This window comes from Bacteroides sp. 4_1_36 (assembly GCF_003466325.1).
Lineage (GTDB): Bacteria > Bacteroidota > Bacteroidia > Bacteroidales > Bacteroidaceae > Bacteroides > Bacteroides uniformis.
Window position 1 is genome coordinate 46820 of sequence record NZ_QSOX01000022.1, and the last position, 18096, is coordinate 64915.

Annotated in this window: 17 protein-coding genes and 1 tRNA gene; all 18 read right to left on the minus strand. The window is 45.4% G+C overall.

All coding sequences use genetic code 11. The features are described 5' to 3' along the window. Positions 1-10: 10 nt before the first annotated feature. The 18 genes from rplB to DXD65_RS17510 all read right to left on the minus strand — a co-directional run bounded on the left by rplB (position 11) and on the right by DXD65_RS17510 (position 18060). Entirely contained in the window at positions 11-835 is an 825-nt protein-coding gene (gene rplB, locus DXD65_RS17425) for a 50S ribosomal protein L2 (protein ID WP_005825705.1), read from the minus strand. A gap of 5 nt (positions 836-840) precedes the next feature. Continuing rightward, a complete protein-coding gene (gene rplW / locus DXD65_RS17430) occupies positions 841-1134 on the minus strand; it encodes a 50S ribosomal protein L23 (protein ID WP_005825706.1) in 294 nt (97 codons plus the stop codon). Between the two features lie 16 nt (positions 1135-1150). Further along, a complete protein-coding gene (gene rplD, locus DXD65_RS17435) occupies positions 1151-1777 on the minus strand; it encodes a 50S ribosomal protein L4 (RefSeq protein WP_005825707.1) in 627 nt (208 codons plus the stop codon). Continuing rightward, a complete protein-coding gene (gene rplC / locus DXD65_RS17440; RefSeq protein ID WP_005825708.1) occupies positions 1777-2394 on the minus strand; it encodes a 50S ribosomal protein L3 in 618 nt (205 codons plus the stop codon). Before rplC ends, rplD begins: the two co-directional genes overlap by 1 nt. Before the next feature lie 19 nt (positions 2395-2413). Continuing rightward, positions 2414-2719, minus strand: coding sequence for a 30S ribosomal protein S10 (rpsJ, locus tag DXD65_RS17445; protein ID WP_004291244.1), 306 nt, complete (start codon positions 2717-2719; stop codon positions 2414-2416). An 88-nt stretch (positions 2720-2807) separates the two neighbouring features. Then, the gene (gene fusA / locus DXD65_RS17450; protein ID WP_016271993.1) at positions 2808-4925 is read right to left on the minus strand and encodes an elongation factor G; all 2118 of its coding nucleotides are present in this window, start codon (positions 4923-4925) and stop codon (positions 2808-2810) included. Positions 4926-4983: 58 nt separating this feature from the next. Then, positions 4984-5460 carry a 30S ribosomal protein S7 gene (gene rpsG / locus DXD65_RS17455; protein ID WP_005825710.1) on the minus strand — a complete coding sequence of 159 codons (477 nt, stop codon included), beginning with the start codon at positions 5458-5460 and terminating at the stop codon, positions 4984-4986. 155 nt (positions 5461-5615) lie between these two features. Next, positions 5616-6017, minus strand: coding sequence for a 30S ribosomal protein S12 (rpsL, locus tag DXD65_RS17460; RefSeq protein ID WP_005825712.1), 402 nt, complete (start codon positions 6015-6017; stop codon positions 5616-5618). A gap of 117 nt (positions 6018-6134) precedes the next feature. Then, positions 6135-6446, minus strand: coding sequence for a DUF3467 domain-containing protein (locus DXD65_RS17465; RefSeq protein WP_005825714.1), 312 nt, complete (start codon positions 6444-6446; stop codon positions 6135-6137). A 268-nt stretch (positions 6447-6714) separates the two neighbouring features. Continuing rightward, entirely contained in the window at positions 6715-11010 is a 4296-nt protein-coding gene (gene rpoC, locus DXD65_RS17470; RefSeq protein WP_008661873.1) for a DNA-directed RNA polymerase subunit beta', read from the minus strand. Positions 11011-11118: 108 nt separating this feature from the next. Further along, positions 11119-14931 carry a DNA-directed RNA polymerase subunit beta gene (rpoB, locus tag DXD65_RS17475; protein ID WP_005825717.1) on the minus strand — a complete coding sequence of 1271 codons (3813 nt, stop codon included), beginning with the start codon at positions 14929-14931 and terminating at the stop codon, positions 11119-11121. Positions 14932-15036: 105 nt separating this feature from the next. Continuing rightward, complete coding sequence (gene rplL / locus DXD65_RS17480) at positions 15037-15414, minus strand: 50S ribosomal protein L7/L12 (RefSeq protein WP_004291279.1); 378 nt, start codon at positions 15412-15414, stop codon at positions 15037-15039. Between the two features lie 61 nt (positions 15415-15475). Continuing rightward, entirely contained in the window at positions 15476-15997 is a 522-nt protein-coding gene (gene rplJ, locus DXD65_RS17485; RefSeq protein WP_005825719.1) for a 50S ribosomal protein L10, read from the minus strand. Positions 15998-16012: 15 nt separating this feature from the next. Then, a complete protein-coding gene (gene rplA, locus DXD65_RS17490) occupies positions 16013-16711 on the minus strand; it encodes a 50S ribosomal protein L1 (protein WP_005825721.1) in 699 nt (232 codons plus the stop codon). A 15-nt stretch (positions 16712-16726) separates the two neighbouring features. Further along, entirely contained in the window at positions 16727-17170 is a 444-nt protein-coding gene (gene rplK / locus DXD65_RS17495) for a 50S ribosomal protein L11 (protein ID WP_005825722.1), read from the minus strand. Between the two features lie 59 nt (positions 17171-17229). Next, positions 17230-17772 carry a transcription termination/antitermination protein NusG gene (gene nusG, locus DXD65_RS17500; RefSeq protein WP_005825724.1) on the minus strand — a complete coding sequence of 181 codons (543 nt, stop codon included), beginning with the start codon at positions 17770-17772 and terminating at the stop codon, positions 17230-17232. Positions 17773-17784: 12 nt separating this feature from the next. Continuing rightward, positions 17785-17973 (minus strand): preprotein translocase subunit SecE, encoded by a 189-nt coding sequence (secE, locus tag DXD65_RS21585; RefSeq protein ID WP_005825726.1) that lies wholly within the window; start codon positions 17971-17973, stop codon positions 17785-17787. Positions 17974-17987: 14 nt separating this feature from the next. Then, positions 17988-18060: transfer RNA gene (locus DXD65_RS17510), tRNA-Trp, on the minus strand. Between the last annotated feature and the right edge of the window lie 36 nt (positions 18061-18096).

An 18096-nucleotide genomic window follows, 5' to 3' on the forward strand; every position in this document is an offset into this window, starting at 1 on the left:
ATTAATCAGATTACTTCTTTCTTCTCTCAATAATATACTTAGACGATTGTTTCTTCGGAGCTCTTGTCTTAAGACCCTTAGCGTACAATCCCTTACGAGATCTCGGGTGTCCTCCTGAAGCACGTCCTTCACCACCACCCATCGGGTGATCAACCGGGTTCATAACAACACCACGGTTACGCGGACGACGTCCTAACCAACGAGAACGTCCAGCTTTACCTGAACTTTCCAATCCATGATCTGAGTTACCTACACTACCAATAGTAGCCTTACAAGTACTGAGGATCTGACGAACCTCACCTGAAGGCAACTTGATAACGCAGTACTTACCTTCTCTAGAAGTCAACTGAGCGAAGTTACCAGCCGAGCGAACCAAGGCAGCGCCTTGTCCCGGACGTAATTCGATGTTGTGAATTACAGTACCGACCGGAATATTCTGAAGCGGAAGTGCGTTTCCGATTTCCGGAGCGGCAGTCTCACCTGACATCAAAGTCGTACCAACTTGCAATCCATTGGGAGCAATAATATATCTTTTTTCTCCATCTGCATAAAACAACAAAGCGATACGAGCCGAACGATTCGGATCGTATTCAATTGTTTTAACCACTGCAGGCACACCGTCTTTATTTCTCTTGAAATCTACGATACGAATAATCTTCTTACTACCGCCACCGATGTAGCGCATAGTCATCTTACCTTCGTTGTTACGACCACCTGAAGATTTCTTACCAAATACAAGAGACTTTTCTGGTACCCGTGCAGTAATCTCTTCGTAAGTACCAATAATTTTATGTCTTTGCCCCGGTGTTGTGGGCTTAAATTTACGTACTGCCATTTTTATTAAATATTGCTATAAAAATCAATAGTATCTCCTTCTTTCAACGTAACGATAGCCTTCTTGAACGCATTCGTACGTCCGTTGATGATACCGGCACGAGTATAGCGGCTCTTGTTTTTGCCGGCATACTTCATTGTATTCACATCAACTACTGTAACGTTGTAAAGGGCTTCAACTTCCTTCTTAATTTCCAGTTTATTAGCTTCAGGACGCACGATAAAGCCGAAACGATTATTCGTCTTATCAGTAATTGCAGTCATCTTCTCTGTCACTAACGGTTTAATAATAATTCCCATTATTTAAGCCTCCTTTTTACATTAAGATATTGTCGATAGCAGAAAGTGCACTTTCAGCAAACACAACGACCCCAGCGTCCAATACTCTGTAAGTATTTAACCCTGAGATAGTCTGCACATTAGCACCCTTCACATTACGAGCCGACAAATATACGTTTTTATTTGCTTCTGGTAAAATCACAAGCAGCTTTTTGTCAGAAACTTTAAGATTTTTTGTCATTGCAACAAAATCTTTAGTCTTCGGAGCTTCAAAAGAGAAGTCTTCTACTACTACAACTGCGTTGTTCTGAGCCTTGTATGACAAAGCTGACTTACGAGCCAGAGCCTTTACTTTTTTGTTTAATTTGAAGTAGTAATCTCTCGGTTTCGGACCGAATACGCGTCCACCACCAACAAGTACCGGTGAGTTCATGTCACCACGACGTGCACCACCACCACCTTTCTGGCGACCGATTTTACGAGTAGAACCACTGATTTCGCTTCTTTCCTTTGACTTGTGTGTACCCTGACGCTGGTTAGCCATAAACTGTTTAACATCCAAGTAGATAGCGTGGTCGTTGGGCTCAATTCCGAAGATAGACTCGTTTAACGTAATCTTTCTCCCAGTGTCTTCACCTTTAATGTTATATACGTTAACTTCCATTATTTCTCAATTATTACGATTGAACCTTTGCAACCAGGAACAGATCCCTTAATCAAAAGAAGATTGTGCTCCGCGATTACCTTTAATACCTGCAGGTTTTGAACAGTTACTCTGTCGCCACCAAGCTGTCCGCCCATGCGCATTCCTTTGAATACTTTTGCAGGGTAAGAACAAGCACCGATAGAACCCGGCTTACGAGCGCGGTTGTGCTGACCGTGAGTAGTCTGGCCTACACCACCAAAACCATGGCGTTTTACTACACCCTGGAAACCTTTACCCTTAGAAGTACCTACAACGTCAACAAAAGTTGCGTCATTGAACAGTTCTACGGTAACAGTGTCACCCAGATTCAACTCTGTTTCAAATTCTTTGAACTCAGCCAAGTGTTTCTTGGGAGTTACTCCAGCTTTCTTAAAGTGGCCCATCAAAGGCTTTGTAGTGTGCTTCTCCTTCTTGTCCTGGAAGCCCAGCTGAACAGCTTCATAACCGTCCTTTTCTACAGTTTTCACTTGAGTAACAACACAAGGACCTGCTTCGATAACAGTGCATGGTACATTCTTACCCTCGGCACTGAAAACGGATGTCATTCCGATTTTTTTTCCTAATAATCCTGGCATTTCACTTAATTTTTAATACTTACACTTTGATTTCTACTTCCACACCACTCGGCAACTCCAACTTCATCAGAGCATCTACTGTCTTAGCTGTTGAGCTATAGATGTCAATCAGTCTCTTGTAAGAAGAGAGTTCGAATTGTTCACGCGACTTCTTGTTAACGAAAGTCGAACGGTTCACGGTAAAGATACGCTTGTGCGTAGGAAGAGGAATCGGACCGCTAACGATGGCGCCCGTTGTCTTCACCGTTCTTACAATCTTCTCAGCTGACTTGTCAACCAAGTTGTGGTCGTAAGATTTCAGTTTGATTCTAATTTTTTGACTCATTACTGTCTTTAATTATTAAATAGTTATATAAGATGAAGTTCCGCAGGCTAAGAGTCATTCGCTAGCCTACGGGACTTCAAGTTTTTTTTTAGATTAAGTCAGCACGACCTTTTACTTCCTCCAATACTGCCTTGGCAATAGAGTTGGAAACCTGGGCGTGGTGAGAGTATACCATTGAAGAGGTTGCACGACCAGAAGTGATGGTACGCAATGCTGTTACGTAACCGAACATTTCTGCCAGCGGAACCATTGCCTTCACGATACGTGCACCGGAACGGCTGGATTCCATACCTTCCACCTGGCCACGACGCTTGTTCAAGTCACCGATAACGTCACCCATGTTCTCTTCCGGAGTAACAACTTCCAGCTTCATGATAGGCTCCATCAATACCGGGCCTGCCTTAGCACAAGCATTCTTATATGCCTGGATAGCACAGATTTCGAAAGACAACTGGTCAGAGTCAACCGGGTGGAAAGAACCGTCAATCAAGGTTACTTTCAGTGAATCCAACGGATAACCTGCCAACACACCATTCTTCATGGCAGTAGTGAAGCCCTTCTGTACAGACGGGATAAATTCCTTAGGAATGTTACCACCCTTCACTTCGTCGACGAATTGCAATCCGCCTTCCTTGAAGTCTTCATCAACCGGGCCGATGTTCACGATAATATCAGCGAACTTACCACGACCACCGGACTGCTTCTTGTAAACTTCACGCAAGTTGACTGTCTTAGTGATAGCTTCCTTATAGTTAACTTGAGGCTTACCTTGGTTACATTCAACCTTGAACTCACGTTTCAGACGGTCGATGATAATATCCAAGTGAAGCTCACCCATACCAGAGATAACTGTCTGACCAGTCTGTTCGTCAGTCTTAACTGTAAACGTCGGATCTTCTTCAGCCAGCTTAGCCAAGCCATTTGACAGTTTATCCATATCCTTCTGAGTCTTAGGTTCAACTGCGATACCAATTACCGGTTCCGGGAAGTCCATAGACTCCAATACAATCGGTGCAGTTTCGTCACACAATGTATCACCAGTATGTATATCCTTGAAACCTACGCCAGCACCAATATCACCAGCACCGATAACTTCTACCGGATTCTGCTTGTTTGAGTGCATCTGGAACAGACGGGATACGCGTTCTTTCTTACCAGAACGAGAGTTATAGATATAAGAACCAGCCTCAATCTTACCGGAATAAACGCGGAAGAAAGTCAAACGACCTACATACGGGTCTGTTGCAATCTTAAATGCCAAAGCAGAAGTCTTTTCGTCTTCGCTCGGTTTACGATCTTCTTCAGCACCAGTTTCGGGGTTTGTACCGATAACGTTCTCTGTATCCAGCGGAGAAGGCAAGAATGCACACACGTAATCGAGCAATGTCTGTACACCTTTGTTCTTGAATGAAGAACCGCAAAGCATCGGAACGACAGCCATTTGCACTGTTGCGTTACGGAGAGCTCTCAAAACCTCTTCTTCTGTAATGGTAGAAGGATCATCGAAATATTTCTCCATCAAAGCATCGTCAAACTCAGCCACTTTTTCGAGCATCTTATCTCTCCATTCGTTAGCTTCATCTACCAGATTTGCAGGAATTTCTTCTACTGTATAGTCAGCACCCATTGTTTCATCATGCCAATAGATAGCTTTCATTTTGATAAGGTCTACCAAACCTTTGAAAGATTCCTCAGCACCGATAGGAACGACGATAGGACACGGATTAGCGCCCAAAACGTCCTTCATCTGGCGGACTACCTCAAAGAAGTCAGCACCCGAACGGTCCATCTTATTAACGTAAGCGATACGCGGTACGTTATATTTATCAGCCTGGCGCCAAACTGTCTCAGATTGCGGTTCAACACCACCTACTGCACAATAAGCAGCAACGGCACCATCAAGAATACGCAAAGAGCGTTCTACCTCAGCGGTAAAGTCAACGTGCCCCGGAGTGTCAATCAAGTTAATTTTATAAGTATCACCGGCATATTTCCAACGAGTGGTAGTAGCAGCAGAAGTGATAGTGATACCACGTTCTTGTTCTTGCTCCATCCAGTCCATTGTAGCGGCACCATCGTGTACCTCACCGATTTTGTGGGTCAAACCCGTGTAAAACAAAATACGTTCAGAAGTCGTTGTCTTTCCGGCATCGATGTGGGCCATGATACCGATATTACGTGTCAAATGTAAATCATGCTTTGCCATTTTCTAATTCCCTTACTTTAAGTTTTTTAATCTTCTAATTGGTTAGTCTCTTATAGTATTAGAATCTGAAATGAGCAAATGCACGGTTAGCTTCTGCCATTCTATGCATATCTTCTTTACGTTTGTAAGCACCGCCCTGTTCATTGAAAGCATCCATGATTTCGGCAGCCAGCTTATCAGCCATTGATTTACCGCCACGCTTACGTGCAAAGATAATCAAGTTCTTCATGGAAATTGATTCCTTACGGTCAGCACGGATTTCTGTAGGAACCTGGAAAGTAGCACCACCCACACGGCGAGACTTAACTTCCACCTGAGGAGTCACATTATCCAGAGCTTTTTTCCAAATTTCAAGAGCGGATTTCTCTTCGTTCTGCATTTTGTTCTTCACTGTTTCCAACGCAGCATAGAAGATTTCATAAGAAGTATTCTTCTTTCCATCGTACATCAAGTGATTCACGAACTTGGAAACTTTTACATCATTGAACACGGGATCCGGAAGGATAACGCGTTTTTTTGGTTTTGCTTTTCTCATTTGTCTGAAAGAATAATGTTTTTCGTTCTTGGTTGTTTACTTCTGTCTTCTTCAACTCTCCCTCCGGAGAATTTACTCAACCTTTAGCATTTCCAACAAACTAAAACGTAAGTTATTACTTTAAATTTTCCTATTTTGGGAATCAGGCCACCAGATTATTTCTTCTTAGCAGGAGCTGCTTGACCCGGTTTCGGACGTTTTGCGCCGTATTTGGAACGTCTTTGTGTACGACCTGCAACACCTGCAGTATCCAAAGTACCACGTACGATGTGATAACGCACACCCGGAAGGTCTTTTACACGACCACCACGTACCAACACGATAGAGTGTTCCTGCAAGTTGTGACCTTCTCCCGGAATATAAGAGTTCACCTCTTTACCATTGGTCAAACGTACACGAGCTACTTTACGCATAGCTGAATTCGGCTTCTTCGGAGTGGTTGTATACACTCTCACGCAAACGCCACGTCTTTGAGGACAAGAGTCCAAGGCTGGAGACTTTGATTTCTCCACCAGCACTTCGCGTCCTTTTCTTACTAATTGCTGAATTGTAGGCATTTTAATTGTTTTTAGTTATATATTATTGTTTATATTAATTCAAAACTATACACTTTTGGGCTGCAAAGATACTAATAAGTTTTGAATAATCAATGCACTACAAGTTTTTTTTTGATTTTACGCTTCACCCTTGATGTTGGGAAGAGGCGGAAATGTTTGTTCGTCCGGCATGCGAATCAGTCCGAAAGCGCGTTCATATTTCCCAATATTCTCTTCGAGTGCACGCAGCAAACGCTTGGCATGTTCGGGTGCCAAAACTATGCGCGATTGCACGCCAGCCTTTGGCATTCCAGGCATCACGCGGATAAAGTCGAGAATAAATTCCGAACTGGAATGAGTTATAATAGCCAAATTGGCATATGTACCTTGCGCCACTTCTTCCTTCAATTCTATCTGGAGTTGACCGTTGTTGTTTTCTTGATTTTCCATGTTGCACAATTGTTTTTAAAATGTTCTTAAAAGATAGACCAAAAGTACTCTTTTTTTTCGGATGATATACATTTAAGTTCAAAAAGACACATAATAATCCGTTCTGAAAAAGGAGCAAGCCACTGCAACCGTTTTGCAGTAGCACTGTAACAAACATACAGAAGCATTGCAGTACAGAAGGAAGAGGCAAAGACAAAACAGAGAGGGAATACTCCTTCTTATAGGATATTCCCTCTCTATTTAATAGAATTATATTGACGTTGTAAGGCTATCCCTCTACTTTCTCGTCTACAGCATAATCAAGTACCGTCTTCTTGTTGGCAAGCATACGGTCGTACTCTTCTTTGGAGCCAACGATAATCTTCTCGAACTCGCGTTGTCCGGTACCGGCAGGAATCAGGTGACCGCAAATTACGTTCTCCTTCATACCTTCCAGACGGTCCACCTTTCCGTTGATGGCAGCCTCGTTCAGTACCTTCGTCGTTTCCTGGAAGGAAGCAGCCGACATGAAGCTTGAAGTCTGCAATGCAGCACGGGTGATACCTTGAAGAATCTGAGTAGAAGTCGCAGGTACAGCGTCGCGCACTTCCACGGGTTTCAAGTCGCGGCGTTTCAACATGGAGTTCTCGTCACGCAGCTTGCGAGCCGTCACAATCTGGCCAGCCTGCAGACTCTGGGAATCTCCAGCATCCACTACCACCTTCTTTCCCCAGATACGGTCGTTCTCTTCCATGAATTCCATCTTGTCAACAACTTGCTGTTCCAGGAAGCGGGTATCACCTGGCTCGTCGATTTCCACCTTGCGCATCATCTGACGAACGATGATTTCAAAGTGCTTATCATTAATCTTCACACCCTGCAGACGGTAAACGTCCTGAACCTCGTTCACAATATATTCCTGCACGGCCGTAGGACCTTTGATAGCCAGGATGTCCGCAGGTGTGATAGCACCGTCAGACAACGGAGTACCGGCGCGTACATAGTCGTTCTCCTGAACCAGAATCTGCTTGGACAACGGTACGAGGTACTTCTTCACTTCACCGGTCTTGGAAGTAACGATGATTTCGCGATTACCGCGTTTCACCTTACCCATGGTAACCTCACCGTCGATTTCTGAAACCACAGCGGGATTAGACGGGTTACGTGCCTCGAACAACTCAGTGACACGGGGAAGACCACCCGTGATATCACCCGCTTTACCTACGGCACGCGGAATCTTCACGATAACTTCACCGGCCTTTACCTTCTGACCGTCTTCAACCACTACGTGGCCACCTACTGGCAAGTTGTATGTACGGATCAGTTCGCCGTCTTCTGTCATGATGTGTGCGGTAGGCACCTTCGTCTTATCCTTAGACTCAATGATGATGATTTCGCGCAAACCGGTAGATTCATCAGACTCTACCTTATAAGTCACGTTTTCAATAACGCCTTCAAATTCAATCTTACCGGTAGCTTCGGTAATGATAACCGCGTTGAACGGGTCCCAACGGGCAATCATCTTGCCTTTCTCTACCATTTCACCATCGGCTGCATAGAGCGTAGAACCGTAGGGTACATTATGAGTGGAAAGCACAATACCCGTGTTGACATCCACAAAACGCACTTCGGCCAAACGGCCTACCACTACCTTTGCCGGTTCGCCTGCTTCGTCGATAACGTCTACCGTACGGAGTTCTTCGAATTCCAGACGGGCAGGATTCTTGGCCACGATGCTTGCGTTGGCAGCAATATTGGCTGCCGTACCACCGGCATGGAATGTACGCAGTGTCAACTGTGTACCCGGCTCACCGATAGACTGTGCAGCGATTACGCCGACTGCCTCGCCCTTCTGAACCATACGGCTGGAAGCCAGGTTACGTCCGTAACACTTGGCACAAACACCTTTCTTGGATTCGCAGGTCAATACAGAACGGATTTCAACGCTCTCGATTGGAGAGTCTTCAATGCGTTGTGCAATGTCCTCGGTAATTTCCTCACCGCCGGCCACAATCAGTTCGCCAGTTGTAGGATGAACAATATCATGTACGGATACACGACCCAGGATACGTTCATACAGAGTGGCAATGGTTTCATCATTGTTCTTCAGTGCCGTACAAACCAATCCGCGGAGCGTGCCGCAGTCTTCTTCATTAATAATCACATCATGCGATACGTCAACCAGACGACGGGTCAGGTATCCGGCATCGGCCGTCTTCAAAGCGGTATCGGCAAGACCCTTACGGGCACCGTGGGTAGAGATAAAGTACTCCAACACGGACAGACCTTCCTTAAAGTTAGAAAGAATCGGGTTTTCGATAATCTGACCGCCTTCGGCACCTGCTTTCTGGGGCTTCGCCATCAAACCACGCATACCGGAGAGCTGACGAATCTGTTCCTTAGAACCACGGGCACCGGAATCCAGCATCATGTATACAGAGTTGAAACCCTGGTCGTCGCTTGAAATGGTTTTCATCAGGATGTTGGACAACTCAGAGTTCACGTGCGTCCAGATATCGATTACCTGGTTGTAACGCTCGTTGTTCGTGATGAAACCCATGTTATAGTTATTGATTACCTGCTCTACTTCATCATAACCTTTCTGTACTAATGCTTCCTTCTCTTCCGGGATAATGATATCGCCCAAGTTGAACGACAAACCACCCTTGAAGGCCATGTAATAACCGAGGTTCTTGATTCCGTCGAGGAAGTCGGCTGCCTTGGCAACACCACACACCTTGATTACGTGACTGATGATGTCTCGGAGTGACTTCTTGGAGATAATCGTATTGATATATCCTGCTTCTGCCGGAACAATTTCGTTGACAATGACACGGCCCACGGAGGTATCGTGCATCATCTTGTCCACAATGTTACCATTCTCGTCAACGTCTTTCACTATTACGCTTACCGGAGCATGGATGTCGCACTTACCTTCATTGTAGGCAATCAGCGCTTCCTCAGGACCGTAGAATGTCAGGCCTTCACCCTTGGCACCCTTGCGCAGCTTCGTAATATAGTACAGACCAAGTACCATATCCTGAGCAGGCACAGTGATAGGAGCACCGTTGGCAGGGTTCAATATATTGTGTGACTGGAGCATTAGCATCTGTGCTTCCAGAATCGCTTCGTTGCTCAACGGCAAGTGCACGGCCATCTGGTCACCGTCGAAGTCGGCATTGAACGCCGTACATGCCAACGGGTGCAGCTGGATTGCCTTACCTTCAATCATTTTAGGCTGGAATGCCTGGATACCCAGACGGTGAAGTGTCGGGGCACGGTTCAACAGCACCGGATGCCCCTTCATCACGTGTTCCAAAATGTCCCAGATAACGGGTTCCTTGCGGTCTACAATCTTCTTGGCGCTCTTTACCGTCTTCACGATACCACGCTCAATGAGCTTACGAATGATGAACGGCTTGTAAAGCTCGGCTGCCATCAGTTTAGGGATACCGCATTCGCCCATCTTCAGCTCCGGACCTACAACGATTACAGAACGTGCGGAATAGTCGACACGCTTACCCAACAAGTTCTGACGGAAACGTCCTTGCTTACCCTTCAAACTGTCGGAAAGTGACTTCAACGGACGGTTAGCGTCGGTCTTCACTGCACTCGATTTACGGGAGTTATCAAACAGAGAGTCGACAGCTTCCTGCAACATACGTTTTTCATTACGCAAAATCACTTCAGGAGCTTTGATTTCAATCAATCTCTTCAGACGGTTGTTACGGATGATGACACGACGGTAAAGGTCATTCAAGTCAGAAGTTGCGAAACGGCCGCCATCCAATGGGACCAACGGACGAAGTTCGGGTGGAATAACCGGTACAATGCGTACAATCATCCACTCGGGCTTGTTGCGTCCGCGTGATGCACGGAACGACTCAACTACCTGAAGACGTTTCAGAGCTTCGGTCTTGCGTTGCTGTGAAGCATCGCTTCCGGCACGGTTACGCAGTTCGTAAGACAAAGAGTCAAGGTCGAGGCGTGACAGCAAATCGTAGATAGCTTCCGCGCCCATCTTGGCAATGAACTTATTGGGATCTGAATCTTCGAGGAACTGGTTGTCTTTCGGCAACTTTTCCAGCAAGTCCAGGTATTCTCCTTCTTCAAGCAAGTCATACTGTGCCACTTCATCGGACAGTACACCCGGCTGAATGACAACATAACGCTCGTAATAGATAATGGCATCCAGCTTCTTGGTGGGCAAGCCCAACAAGTAACCGATTTTGTTGGGAAGTGAACGGAAGTACCAGATGTGAGCCACGGGCACAACGAGCTGGATGTGTCCCATACGCTCACGGCGCACTTTCTTTTCAGTCACTTCCACACCACAACGGTCGCAGACGATGCCTTTGTAACGGATACGCTTGTACTTACCGCAATGGCACTCGTAATCCTTGATAGGACCAAAGATGCGCTCGCAGAACAATCCGTCGCGTTCGGGCTTATACGTACGATAGTTGATGGTTTCAGGCTTTAAAACTTCACCACTCGAATTCTCAAGGATTTCCTCAGGAGAAGCCAAACCGATAGAGATTTTCGAGAAATTACTCTTTATCTTGTTATCTTTTCTAAAAGCCATAAATTTATTTAATTGATAATTGACAATGGAAAATTGAAATTGAAAAACTGAAAACCGATAATTGAGAATGGTAACTTGCATTATCCACTCTCAATTATCAATTATCCATTATTCTAAGTTGATGCTCAAGCCCAAACCTCTCAACTCGTGCAGCAATACGTTCAGTGACTCGGGGATACCCGGAGCAGGCATCGGTTCACCCTTCACGATTGCTTCATAAGCCTTGGAACGTCCTACAACGTCATCAGACTTGATAGTCAGGATTTCCTGCAGAATGTGTGCGGCACCGAACGCTTCGAGTGCCCAAACTTCCATTTCTCCAAAACGCTGACCACCGAACTGTGCCTTACCACCCAACGGCTGTTGCGTAATGAGTGAGTACGGACCGATGGAACGTGCGTGCATCTTGTCTTCAACCATGTGACCGAGCTTCAGCATGTAAGTCACACCTACCGTAGCCTGCTGCTCGAATGCTTCACCGGTACCACCATCATACAGCGTTGTCTTGCCGTAGCGAGGCAAGCCGGCCTTATCGGTCCATTCGTTCAAATCGTCCAAAGATGCACCGTCAAAGATAGGAGTGGCAAACTTCACGCCCAGGTTTTTTCCGGCACGCCCGAGAACGGCCTCGAATATCTGACCGATGTTCATACGTGAAGGCACACCCAACGGATTCAGCACGATGTCTACCGGAGTACCGTCAGCAAGGAACGGCATGTCTTCCTGGCGTACCACACGGGAAACAATACCCTTGTTACCGTGACGACCGGCCATCTTGTCACCGACACCAATCTTACGTTTCTTGGCAATGTATACCTTGGCCATCTGAATGATACCTGCGGGCAACTCGTCACCGATAGTGATGGCGAACTTCTTGCGTTTCAGCTCGGCATCGAGTTCCTTGTACTTCTTGATGAAGTTCATCACCAATGCACGAATCAGTCCGTTGGTATGTTCATCCTTCGTCCAGTTGCTCAACTGAACAGCGGTGAAGTCCAAATCGCTGAAGTCGGAAGCAGAGAATCTGGCGCCTTTGGAAATAATGTCGGCACCCATGTAATCCTTCACACCTTCCGATGTATAATTTTCTGTAAGCTTCAACAGCTTGTTTATCAACACTTTCTTGAGGTCACCAATCTTAGCGTCGAACTCATCGTCAATCTTCGGTAACAGAGCCTTGTCGGCCAGCTTGGAGCTGCGGGTCTTGACAACACGGGAGAACAGACGCTTACCGATAACAACACCCTTCAAAGAAGGAGAGGCTTTCAAAGAAGCATCCTTCACATCACCGGCCTTGTCACCGAAGATGGCACGGAGCAGTTTCTCTTCCGGAGAAGGATCCGATTCACCCTTCGGAGTAATCTTACCGATAAGGATATCACCCGGTTCGATGCGGGCACCCACACGAACAATACCGTTTTCGTCAAGGTCTTTAGTCGCTTCCTCACTTACGTTAGGAATGTCAGAGGTCAACTCTTCCATACCACGCTTCGTTTCGCGAACTTCCAAAGAATATTCTTCTACGTGTACAGAGGTCAAAAGGTCCTCACGAACCACACGTTCATTCAGTACGATAGCATCCTCATAGTTATAGCCCTTCCACGGCATGTAAGCAACCAGCAGGTTCTTACCCAGTGCAAGTTCTCCGTCTTCGGTTGAATAACCTTCCGTCAGGATTTGACCTGCAGTCACGCGCTGACCCTTCTCGCAAATCGGACGGAGGTCAATCGTCATATTCTGGTTGGTACGGCGCCACTTCGGGATATTATATTCTTTCAATGCAGGCTCGAAGCTTACGAACTCTTCCTCCTCCGTACGGTCGTACAGAATACGGATAGTCGTTGCATCCACGAATTCAACCACACCGTCACCCTCGGCAGTAATCTGCGTACGAGAATCGCGTGCCAGCTGGCGTTCGATACCGGTACCTACAATCGGAGCTTCGCTCTTCAATAAAGGAACAGCCTGGCGCATCATGTTTGATCCCATCAATGCACGGTTGGCGTCATCATGCTCCAAGAACGGAATCAAAGAAGCCGCAATAGAAGCAATCTGCTGGGGAGATACGTCCATCAATTCCACCTCGGAAGGAGGAACCACCGGATAGTCGGCATCCTGACGGGATTTTACTTTATCACGTACAAAAGTACCGTCATCGTTCAAAGGAGCATTACCCTGAGCAATAATCTTGGCTTCCTCTTCTTCTGCGGTGAGGTAAACCAAACCTTCGTCAGAAAGATCAACCTTACCCTCTGCCACCTTGCGGTACGGAGTTTCAATGAAGCCAAGCTCGTTGATTTTCGCGAACACACAGAGTGAAGAAATCAAACCGATGTTCGGACCTTCAGGAGTCTCGATAGGACAAAGACGTCCGTAGTGAGTATAGTGTACGTCACGAACCTCGAAGCCTGCACGCTCGCGTGACAGACCGCCGGGACCCAGGGCAGACATACGGCGTTTGTGAGTAATCTCGGCCAGCGGGTTGGTCTGGTCCATGAACTGTGACAAAGCATTCGTTCCAAAGAATGAATTGATAACGGAAGAGATTGTCTTGGCGTTAATCAGGTCAATCGGAGTAAAGACTTCATTGTCACGGACGTTCATACGCTCGCGGATAGTACGCGACATACGTGCCAGACCGATGGCAAACTGATTGGACAACTGTTCGCCCACTGTACGCACACGACGGTTGCTCAAGTGGTCGATATCGTCCACATCCGCTTTCGAGTTAATCAACTCGATGAGATATTTGATAATTTCGATAATATCTTCCTTGGTAAGGACACGCACGTCCATATCGGTCGTCAAGTTCAACTTTCTGTTGATACGATAACGGCCTACATCACCCAGGTCATATCTCTTCTCTGAGAAGAACAGGTTATTGATAACCTCGCGTGCACTGGCATCATCGGCAGGGTCTGCATTACGCAACTGGCGGTAGATGTAGAGTACAGCTTCTTTTTCCGAGTTACTCGGATCCTTCTGCAGAGTATTATATATGATAGAATAGTCAGACTGGTTCGGTTCTTCCTTGTGTACGAGGATATTCTGAACGCCCGACTCTAATATAATGTCAACATGTTCCGGCTCGATTACAGTTTCACGGTCAATAACGACTTCGTTACGCTCGATGGAAACAACTTCACCGGTATCTTCGTCTACAAAATCCTCAATCCATGTTTTCAACACACGTGCGGCCAACTTACGTCCCACCATCTTCTTGAGGTTCGTCTTGTTCACCTTCACGTCTTCCGCCAAATTAAAAATCTCGAGAATGTCCTTGTCATTCTCAAATCCGATGGCTCTCAGCAAAGTGGTAACCGGCAATTTCTTCTTACGGTCAATGTACGCATACATGACGTTGTTGATGTCGGTGGCAAACTCAATCCACGAACCCTTGAACGGGATGATACGGGCTGAGTACAACTTGGTACCGTTGGCATGTACGCTCTGTCCGAAGAATACGCCCGGTGAACGGTGAAGCTGGGATACAACCACACGTTCCGCACCGTTGATGACGAATGTTGCCTTATCCGTCATGTAAGGAATAGGACCGAGGAACACGTCCTGAATGACCGTGTCAAAATCTTCGTGGTCGGGGTCGGTACAATATAATTTCAATTTTGCCTTCAAAGGCACGCTATATGTAAGCCCTCGCTCTATACATTCATCAATGGTATAGCGCGGCGGATCAATATAGTAGTCCAAAAACTCAAGAACAAAATTATTTCTTGTATCGGCAATGGGGAAGTTTTCAGCAAATACTTTATACAGTCCCTCGTTCTTACGTTTCTCGGGTGGGGTGTCCAGTTGTAGAAAGTCTTTGAATGACTTCAATTGTACTTCCAGAAAATCCGGATATTCAAGCGGATTCTTAGTCGAAGCAAAATTAACTCTTTGATTTACAGTATTTGAAGACATCTGTTAATGGATTTGTAGAACTTAATTTTAAATATATACACAAAAAGGTTAAGAACCCTTTTCACGAAGGGTTCCTAACCGAATTACCTGATTTACAGGCTAATGTTATTTAAGTTCAACTTCAGCTCCAGCTTCTTCCAATGTTTTCTTCAATGATTCTGCTTCGTCCTTAGCCAAACCTTCTTTTACTACGCTAGGAGCACCGTCTACCATGTCCTTAGCTTCCTTCAAGCCAAGACCGCAAGCTTCCTTAACGGCTTTAACTACCTGAAGTTTAGCTGAGCCAGCGCTCTTCAATACTACGTCGAAAGAAGTCTTTTCTTCTGCGGCAGCAGCACCACCGGCTGCAGGACCAGCAGCAACAGCTACAGCTGCAGCAGCAGGTTCAATACCATATTCTTCTTTCAGGATTGTTGCAAGTTCATTAACTTCTTTTACTGTCAAGTTAACTAATTGTTCTGCAAAAGCTTTCAAATCTGCCATTTTTGTATGATTTTTAATTGTTTAAATACTAAATAAATTGATATAATTCTTTTTCCGAAATTTACGCTTCGGGACGTTCACCAAGAGTCTTGAGAACTCCGTGGAGGGTGTTACCACCTGATTGCAGAGCAGAAATAACATTCTTGGCCGGTGACTGCAGCAATGCAACGATATCGGCAATAACTTCATTCTTACTCTTGATACTTACGAGAGCATCCAACTGGTCAGCACCAACATAGAAGCTTTCTTCTGCATATGCAGCCTTCAGTCCGGGAATACCGTTCTTAGCCTTATCTTTAATCAACTTGGCCGGAGCGTTAGCAACGTTGCTGAACATTACGGCAGTTGTACCTTTCAGAGAACCATAAAGCGGAGAAAAGTCTTCTTCCAGGCTCTCCAATGCCTTGTGAAGCAATGTATTCTTAACTACCATCAATTTGATGTCAGCCTTAAAACATTCTCTTCTCAACATGCTGGTTGTAGCAGCATTCATGGCAGTGGTATCCACCAAATAGAAGTGACCGTATTCCTTCACTGTAGCAGCAATCTGCTCAATAATCGTACTTTTATCTTCCTTTCTCATTATTACTCCGTTTTATTAGATTTCTTCTACTGTTTTCGGGTCAATCTTGATGCCCGCACTCATCGTGCTAGAAAGATAAATACTCTTAATATATGTACCCTTGGCTGCAGTCGGTTTCAATTTATTCAAAGTAGAGATGAATTCTTTCGCATTGTCGCGAATTTGCTCAGCGCTAAATGAAACTTTACCGATAGAAGTATGAACAATACCGCTCTTGTCAACCTTAAAGTCGATTTTGCCTTGTTTTACTTCTCTTACAGCTTTAGCAACATCCATAGTTACAGTGCCACTCTTGGGGTTAGGCATCAATCCACGAGGACCGAGCACACGACCGAGTGCACCAATCTTACCCATGATGGACGGCATAGTGATAATCACATCAATATCAGTCCATCCACCTTTGATCTTTTCAATATATTCGTCAAGACCAACATAGTCAGCTCCGGCTTCTTTTGCAGCAGCTTCAGCATCTGGTGTACAAAGCACCAAAACGCGTACAACCTTACCAGTACCGTGAGGAAGTGATACAACACCTCTCACCATCTGGTTGGCCTTACGCGGGTCAACGCCCAAACGTACGTCGATATCCAGAGAAGCGTCAAACTTGGTATAAGTGATTTCCTTTACCAACTGAGCAGCTTCCTTGAGAGAGTATGCTTTCCCTGCTTCAATTTTTTCTGCAGCCAACTTTTGATTTTTTGTCAGTTTACCCATTCTAATTGAAGTTTATTAATTATTAACCGGGAACTCCCCTTTTACAGCGATACCCATACTTCTAGCTGTACCGGCAACCATTTTCATGGCAGCTTCTACAGTGAAACAGTTCAAGTCAACCATTTTGTCCTGAGCAATCGTACGAACCTGTTCCCAAGTAATCTCGGCAACTTTCTTACGGTTAGGCTCAGCAGAACCACTCTTTTGCTTCGTCACTTCCAACAACTGGATAGCCACGGGAGGAGTCTTGATTACAAAATCGAAAGACTTGTCTGCGTAGTAAGTGATAATCACAGGAAGAATCTTTCCTGCTTTGTCTTGGGTTCTGGCGTTGAATTGCTTGCAAAACTCCATGATATTGATACCCTTGGAACCCAATGCAGGTCCTACTGGGGGTGATGGATTTGCCGCGCCTCCTTTAATCTGTAATTTGATTAGTCCAGCAACTTCTTTAGCCATTTTCTAATTGATTTATATATATAAACATTAATGAAGAATACTACAGCGTAACACCTGCACTATTCTTTTTCAACTTGCATAAAGCCCAATTCGAGCGGAGTCTTCCGTCCGAATATCTTGACCATGACCTTCAGTTTCTTCTTCTCGGTGTTCACTTCTTCAATGATTCCACTGAATCCACTGAACGGACCGTAATTCACCTTTACAGTCTCGCCGACTACATACGGGATACTCAAGTCTTCACCTGATTCCTGCAATTCGTCGACCGTACCAAGTATACGATTCACTTCCGACTGTCTCAGAGGTACGGGTTTTTCCGAACCACCCAAGAACCCTATCACATTAGGAGTATTTCTCAGATGATGAGCAACCTCACCCACCAGAGCAGCCTCCACCAAAACGTAACCAGGGAGATAACTTCTCTCTTTCACAATTTTCTTACCATTGCGAACCTGATATACCTTTTCGGTAGGAATCAATACCTGAGATACGTAATCACCAAGGTCGCTGTTTTTAATATCAGCTTCAAGGTATTCCTTTACCTTAGCTTCTTTTCCGCTAATAGCACGCAAAACGTACCATTTCTTTTCAATCTCAGACATTTCTCCTTACTTTTAATGTGGATAAACAAATTCCATCAGATGCTGGAAACAGAAGTCCATCGCAAATACTACCACTGCAATTAGTAGGGAAGCATATAAAACAACTACTGCACTGTTAGTAAGTTCAGAATACGTAGGCCACGACACTTTATGAACAAGTTCGTCGTAAGTTTCTTTAAAATAAGCTACAATCTTCTTCATTTCAAAAATATTAGCACGGGAGGAGAGGCTCGAACTCCCGACACCCGGTTTTGGAGACCGGTGCTCTACCAACTGAGCTACTCCCGTTTGTACATAATCAGTTCCCGATGTATACCGGGAACT

What these genes read in the sequence shown, in the direction of transcription:
- rplK (WP_005825722.1), bottom strand. Translation starts at nt 17,170, where the DNA reads ATGGCTAAAGAAGTTGCTGGACTAATCAAATTACAGATTAAAGGAGGC.
- rpoC (WP_008661873.1), bottom strand. Translation starts at nt 11,010, where the DNA reads ATGGCTTTTAGAAAAGATAACAAGATAAAGAGTAATTTCTCGAAAATC.
- rpsJ (WP_004291244.1), bottom strand. Translation starts at nt 2,719, where the DNA reads ATGAGTCAAAAAATTAGAATCAAACTGAAATCTTACGACCACAACTTG.
- rplA (WP_005825721.1), bottom strand. Translation starts at nt 16,711, where the DNA reads ATGGGTAAACTGACAAAAAATCAAAAGTTGGCTGCAGAAAAAATTGAA.
- rplB (WP_005825705.1), bottom strand. Translation starts at nt 835, where the DNA reads ATGGCAGTACGTAAATTTAAGCCCACAACACCGGGGCAAAGACATAAA.
- fusA (WP_016271993.1), bottom strand. Translation starts at nt 4,925, where the DNA reads ATGGCAAAGCATGATTTACATTTGACACGTAATATCGGTATCATGGCC.
- rpsL (WP_005825712.1), bottom strand. Translation starts at nt 6,017, where the DNA reads ATGCCTACAATTCAGCAATTAGTAAGAAAAGGACGCGAAGTGCTGGTG.
- rplL (WP_004291279.1), bottom strand. Translation starts at nt 15,414, where the DNA reads ATGGCAGATTTGAAAGCTTTTGCAGAACAATTAGTTAACTTGACAGTA.
- secE (WP_005825726.1), bottom strand. Translation starts at nt 17,973, where the DNA reads ATGAAGAAGATTGTAGCTTATTTTAAAGAAACTTACGACGAACTTGTT.
- rpsG (WP_005825710.1), bottom strand. Translation starts at nt 5,460, where the DNA reads ATGAGAAAAGCAAAACCAAAAAAACGCGTTATCCTTCCGGATCCCGTG.
- rplC (WP_005825708.1), bottom strand. Translation starts at nt 2,394, where the DNA reads ATGCCAGGATTATTAGGAAAAAAAATCGGAATGACATCCGTTTTCAGT.
- rplW (WP_005825706.1), bottom strand. Translation starts at nt 1,134, where the DNA reads ATGGGAATTATTATTAAACCGTTAGTGACAGAGAAGATGACTGCAATT.
- rplD (WP_005825707.1), bottom strand. Translation starts at nt 1,777, where the DNA reads ATGGAAGTTAACGTATATAACATTAAAGGTGAAGACACTGGGAGAAAG.
- rpoB (WP_005825717.1), bottom strand. Translation starts at nt 14,931, where the DNA reads ATGTCTTCAAATACTGTAAATCAAAGAGTTAATTTTGCTTCGACTAAG.
- DXD65_RS17465 (WP_005825714.1), bottom strand. Translation starts at nt 6,446, where the DNA reads ATGGAAAATCAAGAAAACAACAACGGTCAACTCCAGATAGAATTGAAG.
- rplJ (WP_005825719.1), bottom strand. Translation starts at nt 15,997, where the DNA reads ATGAGAAAGGAAGATAAAAGTACGATTATTGAGCAGATTGCTGCTACA.
- nusG (WP_005825724.1), bottom strand. Translation starts at nt 17,772, where the DNA reads ATGTCTGAGATTGAAAAGAAATGGTACGTTTTGCGTGCTATTAGCGGA.